This is a genomic window from Streptococcus parasanguinis (genome assembly GCF_040908565.1).
Lineage (GTDB): Bacteria > Bacillota > Bacilli > Lactobacillales > Streptococcaceae > Streptococcus > Streptococcus parasanguinis_AC.
Window position 1 is genome coordinate 12,550 of record NZ_JBDGEA010000013.1, and the last position, 12,761, is coordinate 25,310.

General features: G+C 42.3%; 11 protein-coding genes. 8 read left to right on the forward strand and 3 right to left on the reverse strand.

The window, feature by feature from the left end:
* The first annotated feature begins 8 nt into the window (after positions 1 to 8).
* Entirely contained in the window at positions 9 to 1,580 is a 1,572-nt protein-coding gene (locus AB5Y61_RS07230) for a DEAD/DEAH box helicase (RefSeq protein WP_368403682.1), read from the forward strand.
* A 354-nt stretch (positions 1,581 to 1,934) separates the two neighbouring features.
* Positions 1,935 to 2,828: an aldose 1-epimerase family protein gene (locus AB5Y61_RS07235; RefSeq protein ID WP_368403683.1), complete on the forward strand. Its 894-nt coding sequence runs from the start codon at positions 1,935 to 1,937 to the stop codon at positions 2,826 to 2,828.
* Between the two features lie 16 nt (positions 2,829 to 2,844).
* Here AB5Y61_RS07235 and AB5Y61_RS07240 read toward each other — a convergent pair whose 3' ends face one another.
* From AB5Y61_RS07240 to AB5Y61_RS07250, 3 genes are all read right to left on the reverse strand, one after another.
* Complete coding sequence (locus tag AB5Y61_RS07240; RefSeq protein ID WP_049472126.1) at positions 2,845 to 3,108, reverse strand: GIY-YIG nuclease family protein; 264 nt, start codon at positions 3,106 to 3,108, stop codon at positions 2,845 to 2,847.
* Entirely contained in the window at positions 3,098 to 3,844 is a 747-nt protein-coding gene (locus AB5Y61_RS07245) for a tRNA1(Val) (adenine(37)-N6)-methyltransferase (RefSeq protein ID WP_021152863.1), read from the reverse strand. Before AB5Y61_RS07245 ends, AB5Y61_RS07240 begins: the two co-directional genes overlap by 11 nt.
* Before the next feature lie 81 nt (positions 3,845 to 3,925).
* Positions 3,926 to 6,265 (reverse strand): cation-translocating P-type ATPase, encoded by a 2,340-nt coding sequence (locus AB5Y61_RS07250; protein WP_368403684.1) that lies wholly within the window; start codon positions 6,263 to 6,265, stop codon positions 3,926 to 3,928.
* A gap of 173 nt (positions 6,266 to 6,438) precedes the next feature.
* Between AB5Y61_RS07250 and AB5Y61_RS07255 the strand changes: the two genes are divergently transcribed.
* The 6 genes from AB5Y61_RS07255 (at position 6,439) to sodA (ending at position 12,576) form a co-directional block, all read left to right on the forward strand.
* Entirely contained in the window at positions 6,439 to 7,185 is a 747-nt protein-coding gene (locus AB5Y61_RS07255; protein ID WP_003006324.1) for a lysophospholipid acyltransferase family protein, read from the forward strand.
* 65 nt (positions 7,186 to 7,250) lie between these two features.
* Positions 7,251 to 7,919, forward strand: coding sequence for a helix-hairpin-helix domain-containing protein (locus AB5Y61_RS07260; protein ID WP_368403685.1), 669 nt, complete (start codon positions 7,251 to 7,253; stop codon positions 7,917 to 7,919).
* Positions 7,900 to 10,146 (forward strand): DNA internalization-related competence protein ComEC/Rec2, encoded by a 2,247-nt coding sequence (locus AB5Y61_RS07265; protein WP_368403686.1) that lies wholly within the window; start codon positions 7,900 to 7,902, stop codon positions 10,144 to 10,146. The genes AB5Y61_RS07260 and AB5Y61_RS07265 overlap by 20 nt, the downstream gene beginning before the upstream one ends.
* A 75-nt stretch (positions 10,147 to 10,221) precedes the next feature.
* Positions 10,222 to 10,824 (forward strand): DUF805 domain-containing protein, encoded by a 603-nt coding sequence (locus AB5Y61_RS07270; RefSeq protein WP_368403687.1) that lies wholly within the window; start codon positions 10,222 to 10,224, stop codon positions 10,822 to 10,824.
* A gap of 23 nt (positions 10,825 to 10,847) precedes the next feature.
* A complete protein-coding gene (gene holA / locus AB5Y61_RS07275) occupies positions 10,848 to 11,882 on the forward strand; it encodes a DNA polymerase III subunit delta (protein ID WP_368403688.1) in 1,035 nt (344 codons plus the stop codon).
* 88 nt (positions 11,883 to 11,970) lie between these two features.
* Positions 11,971 to 12,576, forward strand: coding sequence for a superoxide dismutase SodA (gene sodA, locus AB5Y61_RS07280; protein ID WP_061455362.1), 606 nt, complete (start codon positions 11,971 to 11,973; stop codon positions 12,574 to 12,576).
* Positions 12,577 to 12,761 lie beyond the last annotated feature (185 nt).

Consider the following 12,761-nt stretch of genomic DNA (forward strand, 5'->3'; position numbering starts at 1 on the left):
AGAAAGAATTGAAATTCAATGAATTTAACTTATCTGCTGAATTATTAGCAGAAATTGAAAAAGCTGGCTTTGTAGAAGCAAGCCCCATCCAAGAACAAACCATTCCGTTGGCTCTTGAAGGAAAAGATGTCATCGGTCAAGCGCAAACAGGGACTGGTAAAACAGCCGCTTTCGGTCTTCCAACTTTGGAGAAGATCGATGTCGATAACACAGTAATCCAAGCCCTTGTTATTGCTCCGACGCGTGAGTTGGCGGTTCAAAGTCAGGAAGAACTCTTCCGCTTTGGACGCAGCAAGGGTGTCAAAGTCCGCTCTGTCTATGGTGGATCAAGCATTGAAAAGCAAATCAAAGCCTTGAAGTCAGGCGCTCATATCGTTGTGGGAACACCTGGCCGTTTGCTAGATTTGATCAAGCGCAAGGCCTTGAAACTCGATCATATTGAAACCTTGATCTTGGATGAAGCAGATGAAATGCTCAACATGGGCTTTTTGGAAGATATCGAAGCTATCATTAGCCGTGTTCCAGAAACACGTCAAACCTTGCTCTTTTCAGCAACGATGCCAGAAGCCATCAAACGCATTGGTGTTCAGTTTATGAAAGAACCCGAACACGTTAAGATCGCAGCCAAAGAATTGACCACCGACTTGGTCGATCAATACTATATCCGTGTCAAAGAGGGCGAAAAGTTTGATACCATGACCCGCTTGATGGATGTCGAGCAACCGGAGCTTGCCATTGTCTTTGGTCGGACTAAACGTCGGGTCGATGAATTGACGCGTGGCTTGAAGATCCGTGGTTTCCGAGCAGAAGGGATTCACGGAGATTTGGATCAAAACAAACGTCTCCGTGTCCTTCGTGACTTTAAAAATGGGAACTTGGACGTCTTGGTGGCAACGGACGTTGCGGCACGTGGGTTGGACATTTCAGGTGTGACCCATGTCTACAACTACGATATTCCACAAGATCCAGAAAGCTATGTTCACCGGATCGGACGGACAGGTCGTGCTGGGAAAACAGGGCAATCCATTACCTTTGTTTCGCCAAATGAAATGGGCTATTTGCAAATCATTGAGAACTTGACCAAAAAGCGGATGAAGGGAATGAAACCTGCAACAGCAGCAGAAGCCTTCCAAGCGAAAAAACAAGTAGCGCTGAAGAAAATTGAGCGAGACTTTGAGGATGAAACCATCCGGACTAACTTTGAGAAGTTTGGTAAAGATGCTCGCAAATTGGCTGCAGAATTCACTCCTGAAGAATTGGCTATGTATATCTTGAGCTTGACCGTTCAAGATCCAGATAGTCTTCCAGAAGTTGAGATTGCGCGTGAAAAACCATTGCCATTTAAACCATCCGGTGGTGGCTTTGGTGGGAAAGGCAAAGGCGGCCGTGGAAATGGCCGTCGTGGAGACCAACGCCGTGATCGAAATCGCAGAGATGACCGTGAAGGTGGACGCCGTGATTTCAAACGCAAGTCAAATAAAAATAGCCGAGACTTTGAGGGCAAAGGTAATAAACGTCCTCATCGCACTTCCAATGAAAAGAAAAATGGCTTTGTCATCCGCAATAAAGGGGATAAATAAATTCTAAAGACGGTCTAGCAATAGGCCGTCTTTTTAATGAAAATCAAAAATACAAGGGTTAACTAGTTGTTAACCCTTGTATATTTATAAGGAGACCTAAATGATTACTGACTCTTTTAGAAAAAATGTATCATGATAAAGAGCATCCTAAAAAAGTCAGAAAACAGAAAGAACGGATTCCTAAAATGGAATATTTCTGTTAACATATTAAGTTTACAATTATTTCTAAGCTTTGTCAAGGTTTTTTTCTTATTTTTTTTAAAAATTTTTAACGAAAAAGATAAAAATTGACAATCTTAGCTAAAAGGTTATAATGAATATGGTAACTATATTAATTATAAAGAGGTGGCATCCATGGTGATTGCATTAAAAAATAATGATCTAGAAGTGCACTTTAAGACATTTGGAGGGGAATTGAGCTCCATTCGAAGTAAAGAAGGCATAGAATATCTCTGGCAAGGGGATCCAGAGTATTGGTCAGGACAAGCGCCGGTTCTGTTTCCGATTTGCGGGAGCGTTCGTAATGGCCAAGTGCAGTATCATCTGAAAGATGGAGTGAAGACAGGTCAGCTGCCAAGACACGGTCTCATTAGGAAGAGAGAGTTTGAACTCAAAGAACAAACAGACCATCGTCTTGTCTTTGAAATCACCTCAAACGACGAGAGCTTGCAAAATTATCCCTACCATTTTCGAGTGGAAATCGTTTATGAACTACAAGGGAAAGAAATCACCATCACCTATCGCGTGCAAAATCTAGAGTCGGATCAAGTCATGCCTTATTTCATTGGAGGGCATCCAGCCTTCAATTGTCCTCTTTTAGCAGATGAAGACTATGAAGACTACGAGTTGATTTTTGAAAAAGAAGAAACCTGCAGCGTCCCTCTCTTGTTCACAGAAACTGGATTGGTCGATCGCCTGCAGCGGACGCCATTTTTCGATCATAAGCGTAGCCTACCTTTGCGCCATGAACTGTTTGAAAAAGACGCCATTATTTTAGATCAATTAGCCTCTAAATTTGTGAAGCTTATCTCGAAAAAATCTGGTAAAGGTTTAAAATTTGACTTTGCAGATTTTGAGAATCTAGTCCTTTGGTCTACCAATAACAAGGGTCCTTTCATTGCCTTAGAGCCTTGGACGGGTATTTCTACATCTGCAGAAGAGGACGATTTCTTCGAAGACAAAAAAGGTGTGATCCAGTTGGCTCCTCAAGAGACACGGAGTCACCAATACCGTATCACCATTTTGTAAATGAAAAACCGTTGGACTATGGAGTCCGACGGTTCTTTTTGATATAGTTTAGTTTTGCTTGGCGGGATTTCTTTTTAAAGAGAGCTTCGGCAGACATCGCAGAGGGTTTATCTGGATAGGATTCTTTGTAAAGAAGTTTAACGGGAAGGCGAGCCCGTGTGTATTTGGCTCCTTTTCCAGCATTGTGAGTCTTCAGGCGTTTTTCGACATCAGTGGTATAGCCAGTGTAGAGAGAGCCATCCGCACACTCTAAAACATACATGTAAGCCTTAGTTTCCATAGTAGATCTCATGAATCTCGTCTGTATAGCTGCCATCTTCATTGTGAATAAAGAGAGGAGGTAGAATTTTTAAACCATCCAGTGAGCCATCCTTGATCGCCTCAATCAATAACATATTCGCCTCTTTGGTCACTTTTGGATAGACAAACTGGATCCGCTTAGGTGCAAGATTGTAGCGCTTCATGGTTTCGATGATATCTAAAAAGCGATCTGGACGATGAACCATCGCTAAGCGACCATTTGATTTGAGAACCCGCTGGGCCACATGGCAAATCTCATCTAAGTTGGTCGTAATTTCATGCCGGGCTAAGAGGTAGTGTTCACTCTCATTGAGATTGGAATGCTCATCCACCTTGAAATAAGGAGGATTGCAGAGGATAATATCCACCTTACTCCCCTTGATATGTTGGGGGAGATGCTTGAGGTCATCGGTGATCATGGACATTTGCTGGTTCAAGCCATTGAGGGCAATCGAGCGGGTAGCCATATCCGCCAGACGTTCCTGAATTTCGACACCAATAATCTGAGCTTCTGTCCGAGTGCTCGCAAAGAGTCCCACAGCCCCATTTCCAGCGCAGAGATCCACGATCAATCCTCGCTTGGGCAATTTTGGAAAACGCGAGAGCAGGACGCTATCCACGGAGTAACTAAAAACTTCCCGATTTTGTATGATTTTTACATCACTTGAAAAGAGTTGGTTGACGCGCTCGCCGTCTTTTAATTCGATATCTGTCATGGCTCTATTATAGCATGAAAAGAGTCTTGGGAAAAGGTGGGCAGAACAGAAAAAGTTGAGAGTTTTTACTCTCAACTTTTTTTAATCAAATTCATATTTTTGGAGAATCGTTGTGAGGATAAAGACTCCTGTAAAGATGGCCATCAATGCCAGATAAACTGGGAAAGTAGTGGCTGTAAGGAGGGAAATCTCGATCAAGTTTTTCAATACGACCGCAGATGCGTAGAATCCTACAACAGAGAAGAGAATGAGGAGGGCCCGCCAGATATTTAGTGGAAGGCAAGCACGGATGACGGATAGGAAACCGATGGATCCAAGTAAGTAATAGGATACAGTAGACATATCGGCTGCAGACCAACCATGGCTTGCTCCCCAAAGGCGAATGAACAAGACACTAAAGACGACCATCAAGGCGCTTGGTAAGGCTAACAGAAGGGAACGTCTTAAGAAGTGTTTTTCAACCGGTTTGATATTGCGTTCAAAGGTCAACACAAATGGTGGGAACCCTTCGACGAATTGGTCAATCAAGGTGATTTGAATAGGGATGAATGGAAAAACCAGCAAATAATTGACATTGAAGAAAAGGGCACTGGCGATACAGATAATAGACAAGAGGAAGGAATAGATCGTTTTGATGAAGAAAATCGGAGCGATTCGTCCAATGTTATTGACCACACGACGACCTTCGAATAGAATTTCTGGAACATCATTAAAGTCAGAGTTCAAAAGAACGATATTGGCAATTTGACGGGTTGCAGGATCTCCTTCAGCCATTACGATGGAGCAGTCTGCTTCACGAAGAGCGAGGATATCATTGACCCCGTCTCCAGTCATAGCTGTCGTTCGACCAGCTGCTTTCAAGGTTTGAATGAGCAGTTTCTTTTGGTGAGGGGATACGCGTCCAAAGATGGCTGTTTCCTCTGCTTGATCCACTAATTGATCATCAGAAATTTTGGAACAATCGATGTAGTTTTCGTAGTTTTTGAAGCCCGCTTGTTGAGCGATATAAGAGACCGTCACAGGGTTGTCACCAGAGATGATCTTAAGATCCACGCCTTCAGAGCGAAGATACTCGAGGGTATCAGAAGCCCCTTCACGAATGGGGTCTGTAATCTCAATAACGGCAATTCCTTCAAGATTTTCAGGCAGTTTCAATTCCTGCATGCTGATCTGTTCTGAACTGTGTGCTAAGACGAGAACGCGCGATCCACGGCCTTGTGCTTCGACGACAGCAGTTGGATTTTCTTGAAGGAGCATTTCAGGAGCACCGAGAAAGACGGTGCCAAGATTGGAGAGGTGCATGGCTCCCCATTTCCGATCACTTGAGAAAGGAATAATGTTTTCTGCAGTATAAGCATGCTCCAACTCCCCATAAGCCTTGCGAATAGCTTGAGCAGTAGGATTGGTGTCCTCACTATTTTGCATGTAAGCAGAGAGGATGACCTGGATCGTTTCCTCAGAAAAATGTTCGGATAAGCTATGGAGAGCTTCGACTGTCATCTTCCCTTGAGTGATGGTCCCGGTCTTATCTAGACACAAGGTATCCACACGCGCCAGGGTTTCGACGGAATACATTTCTTGAACAAGGACCTTGCGCATGCCGAGCTTAATAACCGCCGTCAAAAGAGACGTAACCGTCAGTAGGGCAATTCCTTTTGGCAACATTCCCAAGAGAGCTGTGGAAGAATTCACGACAGAATCCTTGATCGGTAGCATCTTGATCAACAATGCTTCAAAGAAGAGGGCAAGGCCAAATGGGATGATAATTTTCCCAGTAAAGCTAGAGATTTTCGCTAAGTTATAAAGAATACGCGAATTGATAGGCTTCAAGGTTTTGGCTTCCATCATCAGTTTGTTGGCATAGTTGTTTGCCCCAACTCGCTTGACACGGGCATAGACTTGACCACTGGCAATATAACTACCAGAAAGCAGTTCATCACCAACTTCTTTTAAGACCAGGTCACTCTCACCAGTCAGCATAGCCTCATTGGCTTCTGCAATACCGGACATGACTTCGGCATCACTAGGGATCTGCTCACCCGAAGACAGAAGCATTAAATCACCTAGAACAAGCTTTTCTGGTGGAATCGCATCTTTTTCCCCATCTCGAATGACAGTCACTAGCTCACGACTCATGAGGTTGAGTTTATCAATCATCCGCTTGGCGCGCATCTCGGTCATGATCCCTGTAATGGCATTGAAGCAAATGACTGCGAAAAAGATCATATTGCTCCAGGCCTGTACAGCAGCCAAGGCTAAGGCAATCACAAAGTTTAAGGTATTAAACAAGGTGAAGACGTTGCGCTTGATGATTTGCCAGGTACTGGTACTTGTATTCGTTGTAAAATCATTGGTTTGTCCGCGATCCATTTTCTTACGGACTTCACTGAGGGACAAGCCCTTTAAATCATTCGTTTCCATAGACAATATGATATCATTTTTTTGAGAAAAAGACTATCTAGAATCGGTCCGCTGAGTCAATTTTTATCTAAAAAAGGTTTGCGGTCAAAATCAGGATACGGTATAATAAGAAAGAACCTTTTACAGGATGGAATATCTTGTAAAGATTAATGAAATGGATTTGAGGAACAACTATGTTTTACACCTATTTACGGGGCCTTGTTGCCTTTATTCTTTGGGTTTTAAATGGGAATGCCCATTACCATCATAAGGACAATATTCCAGATCGGGAAGAGAACTACATCTTGGTATCCCCTCACCGGACTTGGTGGGATCCGGTCTATATGGCCTTCGCGACCAAGCCAAAGCAATTTATCTTTATGGCAAAAAAAGAGCTCTTTACCAATCGTATTTTTGGCTGGTGGATTCGCATGTGTGGTGCTTTTCCGATCGACCGTGAAAATCCGGGAGCAGAAGCTATTAAGTATCCTGTCAATATGCTGAAAAAGAGCAACCGTTCCTTGATTATGTTTCCAAGTGGAAGCCGTCATTCTCAAGACGTCAAAGGCGGTGTTGCCATCATTGCCAAAATGGCTAAGGTCCGTATCATGCCAGTGACATATACTGGTCCAAGAGACTTGAAAGGGTTGGCAACGGGTGAACGCATTGATATGAACTTTGGACATCCGATTGATATTTCGGATATTAAAAAGATGAATGACGAAGGAGTGGCAGAAGTTGCCCGTCGTATTCAAGAGGAGTTTGACCGTTTGGATGCGGAAGCGCAAGCGATCAACACTCCAACAAAACCGTTTATCTTGATTCGTTTGTTAAAAATCCTTTTGATTCCTCTTGTCTTAGTCGTGGGCATCTTGACCTTGCTCTTTAGTTATCTAGCAAGTTTTGTATGGGATCCAGACAAACATCGAAAAAACAAATAAAAAACTGAGAGTTTTTCTCAGTTTTTTTTATTTTTACGAATAATAAAAGTGAGAGGAGGTTTCTTATGGAGGATATCATAGAAAAAATCAAAGAATATAAGCTCTTTTTAGCACTTACAGCTATCGGACTCTTACTTGGAGGATATTTCCTTTTCCATCGACCTCAGTCAAATGCATCCACTATACCGGATCTTTATCAGGCTTCTAGTTCAACTTCGAGCAAAGAAAAGATATCTGCTTCTAGTTCAAGAGAAGAAAAGCCAGCTGCTTCAGTGTCTGATGCGCCCGAAATCATTACGGTCGATGTCAAAGGGGCTGTTAAACAACCAGGTGTCTATGAGTTACGCTCTGATAGCAGAGTTCACGATGCCATTCATAAGGCGGGTGGAATGACTGCGGAAGCCAATAGCCAATCGGTCAACTTGGCGCAAAAACTCTCTGATGAAGCAGTGATTTATGTTGCTAAAGAAGGGGAGGATGTTCCAGCACTTGGAAGTTCAGAAAGTTCTGCAACTTCGTCAGCGCCAGCAGAAAAAACAGGCAAGGTCCATTTAAATCGAGCGACCGAATCAGAGCTCCAAACCGTATCAGGCATTGGCCAGAAACGTGCCCAGGATATTATCGCCTATCGCGAAGCAAATGGTCCTTTTCGATCAGTGGATGATCTAAAAAATGTTTCAGGAATCGGAGAGAAAACACTGGAGAAACTAAGAGATGCTTTCACGGTGGATTAAAAACCTTCCTTTTTCGCTTGTCCATCTCGCCTTTTTGCTTCTATGGCTGTATTTTAGTATCTATCAACCATCTTGGCTTTCGATCAGCGGTCTAGTAGTAGTGGGAGTTTTAGCGGTTCATCACTATAAAGGGAAGCGCTCAAGTTTGCTATGTCTTGGTTTAGCAACACTTTGTTTTGCGGTCTTCTTTGTCTTTCAGCGACTACAGGATCATCCAGTACAAGTAGAAAGTCAGCCCCCACGCCACTTACTCCTGATTCCAGATACCATCAAGATCAACGGGGACGCCCTGTCTTTTCGTGCTAAAAATCAGGGAAGGACCTATCAAGTTTTCTATACTTTAAAATCAGAAAAAGAAAAACAGCAGTGGCAAAGTCAAACCCACTTGCTGGAGTTGACATATAAAGGTGTTATAGAAGAACCAGAAGGGCAGCGAAATTTTAGAGGTTTTGACTATCGAGCTTATTTGAAGACTCAGGGAATATATCACCAAATTAGAATTGAAACGATCCAATCTGCGCTTCCCATCCAAACGTGGAATGTTTTCGATTGGCTATCTCAATGGAGGCGTCAAGCCATTGTTTGGAGCAAGGAGAACTTTCCACATCCAATGAACCAGTATATGACCGGCCTTCTTTTTGGTTATTTAGATACGGATTTTGAGGAGATGGATCAGCTTTACACGAGTTTGGGAATTATTCATTTATTCGCCTTATCTGGGATGCAGGTTGGCTTTTTCATCAATGGGATCCGAAAAGCTCTCTTACGTCTAGGAATCTTGCAAGAGACAGTCGATATCTGGATGCTTCCAATCTCTTTGATCTATGCTGGCTTGACAGGTTTTTCTGTTTCAGTTGTTCGCAGTCTCTTACAAAAACTCCTCTCTCAAAAGGGCATACGAGGGATGGAAAATATGGCGATGACCTTGATGCTCTTAATGATTCTCATGCCCAAGTTTCTCCTGACAGCTGGAGGCGTCTTGAGTTGTGCCTATGCCTTTATTTTGACCTTGGTAGTTACTAATTCTTATTCAGGAATTAAAAAGGTGCTAGTGGAAAGTTTCTGGATTAGCCTGGGGATTTTGCCCCTTTTGACCTATTATTTTAGTGTCTTTCAACCCTGGTCACTCCCTTTAACCTTCCTCTTTTCTTTCTTATTTGACCTTGTCCTTCTTCCAGGTTTGACGGTGCTATTTATCTTATCGATTCTAAAGCCCCTTACAATTTTTAACAGTTTCTTTCTTCTCATAGAGGAGTGTATTCGTTGGATTTCAAAGCTCACGTCGCTGCCGTTGGTATTTGGTCAGCCGACGGGACCAGCTCTGATTGCTCTCTTCCTTCTTTTAGGGATCTTGTATGATCTTCGAAAGCAAAAAAAAGGTCGTTTCCTGTTCATAGGTATGATTCTACTCATCTTTTGTTGGACCAAGCATCCTTTAGAAAATGAGATCACCATGGTGGATATCGGTCAAGGAGACAGTATCTTTTTACGCGATTGGAAAGGAAGGACCATTTTGATTGATGTCGGAGGACGCGTCACTTTTAAAAGTGGAAACAAGTGGCAAGAGCGAAGTCAATCTGCCAATGCGGATCAAACCCTGATTCCTTATCTCAAGAGTCGAGGTGTTGGAAAAATCGATGCGCTGGTCTTGACTCATACAGACCAGGACCATATGGGCGATATGGTGGAGGTTGCCAAACAAATCCCAGTTAAAAAAGTCTATGTTAGTCCAGGTAGTCTAACCAATTCTCAATTTCGAGAGAAATTGAAACAGCTTCATAGCCCGATTAAAGTAGTCCAAAGAGGGGATCGACTTCCTATTTTTGATCATGATCTAGAAGTCTTATCCCCTGATGAAGTGGGAGATGGTAAAAATGATGACTCGATTGTCCTCTATGGGCAGTTCTATCAGAAACGATTTTTGTTCACAGGTGATCTGGAAGAAGCTGGAGAGAAAAAACTATTGGGAAACTATCCCCAATTACAAGTAGATATCTTGAAAGTAGGCCACCACGGTTCTAAAGGTTCCTCTAGTGGTGTATTTTTAGACCAGTTACATCCTCAATTGGCCTTAATCTCCGTTGGAAAGAAAAATCGCTACCAGCATCCTCATAAAGAATTGCTCGATCGTCTAGAGGAACGATCTATTTCTTATCTTCGTACCGATGAAAGAGGAGCGATTCGCTTGATTGGGTGGGATCATTGGAGGGTAGAAACGGTTCGCTAGAGATAAGGAGAGGTTTGCTTTCTATGCTGAAAATTGCTATTATAGAAGGTGAAATCAATGTAAAGGTAGAATCGTATGAACGCATTTAAGCAATTTTGGATACAGTATGCAGATTTTTCAAGTAAGACCAGTCGAGCCCATTTTTGGCTAGCTTTTTTCTGGAATTTCCTGATTTCTTTGCCTCTTTGGGTTTTTTACATCGTGACTTCTTTATCCCATCAAAATGCTCAAGAAATACTCAATTTTTCAACTGTTCATTCTAAAACAGGTCTATGGGCACTCGCTTTCTTAGCATTCTTTTACTTCCTCATTTTGGTACCCAGTCAAGCCATTTGTGTACGTCGCTTGCGGGATGCTGGGATCCATTGGTCTTGGATCTTTTTGAACCTTGGTCCGGTTTTACTCTATTTATTGTCAGGGCTAGATATTTTCCTATTTCTTTGGGTGATTACAGTTATTTCTCTCCTGATTCTCATGATGCTTCCAGGAAAAAATACCTTCCCACAACCAGTAGAAACTCCTATGGGAGTAACTTCTGAACCACAGGTCACCGCGACAGGGGGGAGCTTTGGAGGCAACTCGTTTGAGCAAATTCCTAATTTTGTAGGAGCACCTGATTTGTCCGATGAAAAACCACCATTGGAACAAAAAATGGCTGCTGAACACGAAATCCACTAAACGGATAAAGATAAGAGAGTTTCATGCAAGCAATTACCGACACTAAACATCTGACGGTTCAAACTCTGCCTTCTATTCTTGTCTTGACAGGCGAGGATGTAGGTCAATTTGAATGGTTAAAAAAAGACATTTTAAAAAAAATAGGCTATGATCCCTCAGATTTGAATTATTCTTATTTTGATATGAAGGAAGCCTCCTATGCTGAGGTAGAGCTGGATTTGGTCAGTCTTCCCTTTTTCGCTGATGAAAAAATTGTGATTTTGGATCACTTATTGGATCTGACTACTGCCAAAAAACGCTATTTAACAGATGAAGATCTGAAGCAATTTGAAAACTACCTGGAAAATCCTTCTGAATCGACCCATTTGCTGATCTTTGCAGAAGGAAAATTAGATAGTAAGCGTCGCTTGGTCAAACTCCTAAAACGGGATGCCCAAATCATTGAAGCAGCGACTCCTAAAGAGCAAGAGGTAAAGCGCTATTTTGCAAGCCAAGCCCAAGAATTGGCCCTGCAGTTTGTGGGCGATTCCTTGGACCAACTACTTTTAAAATCTGGCTATGATTTTGGAGAGTTACAGAAGAATCTCGCTCTTTTGCAGGCTTATAAAGAGGATGGTCAGATTACCCTCGAAGATATTGAGGAGGTTGTTCCCAAAACCTTGCAAGATAATATTTTTGATCTGACCCAAATGATTCTCAAACGCCAAATCGATCAAGCCCGGAATTTGGTGAAAGATCTCCGCTTACAAGGAGAAGATGAAATAAAATTGATTGCTATTCTGTTGGGACAATTCCGAATGTTTTCTCAAGTAAAAATATTTTCAGAAGAAGGTCAATCCGAAAGCCAAATCGTAGCGAGCTTGTCAGAGTTGTCAGGACGCAAGGTCAATCCATATCAGGTGAAGTTTGCCTTACGGGATAGCCGCAAGCTTTCCCTGTCCTTTTTGAAGCAGGCCATGATGACCTTCATCGAGACGGATTATGCAATTAAAAGTGGAACGTATGATAAAGACTACTTATTTGATGTGGCACTTTTAAAAGTGGCAAATAGCGTCTAAACATGAATGAAATTGCAAGCAGATTAGTTGAATAATTTAGCTGTTTGCGTTATCATCAAATCAGTAATAAAGAAAAGAGGACCATAAAATGGCTATCATTTTACCAGAATTACCATATGCTTATGATGCATTGGAACCTTATATCGATGAAGAAACCATGCATTTGCACCATGATAAACACCATCAAACATATGTAAACAATGTGAATGCAGCTCTTGAAAAACATCCTGAAATTGGAGAAGACCTTGAAAGCTTGTTAGCTAATGTTGAATCCATTCCAGCTGACATTCGCCAAGCTGTGATCAACAATGGTGGTGGTCATTTGAACCACGCTCTTTTCTGGGAATTGATGACTCCAGAACAAACAGCTCCTTCAGCAGAACTTGCTGCAGCTATTGATGCCACATTTGGTTCATTTGAAGACTTCAAAGCAGCCTTCACAGCAGCAGCAACGACACGTTTTGGTTCTGGCTGGGCATGGTTGGTTGTCAACAAAGAAGGTAAACTTGAAGTCACTTCAACAGCAAACCAAGATACACCAATCTCTGAAGGAAAAACACCAATCCTTGGTTTGGATGTTTGGGAACATGCCTACTACGTAAAATACCGTAACGTACGTCCTGACTACATCAAAGCTTTCTTCTCAGTGATCAACTGGAATAAAGTTAATGACTTGTTTGCAGCAGCAAAATAATAAAATAAAGGAATCTATAAGAGCGACAATTGGCTCTTATAGATTTTTTTGTTTGTATCCGGAAAATCGGAGTATAATTTCTTGCGTTTGGACAGGAAAATGATACACTAATAGGAGTGTGTCTTACTTATCAGAAGCCCAGTTTGAAGGGCCTAGGCAAGGAAAAGATGACCGTTAAAATGAAA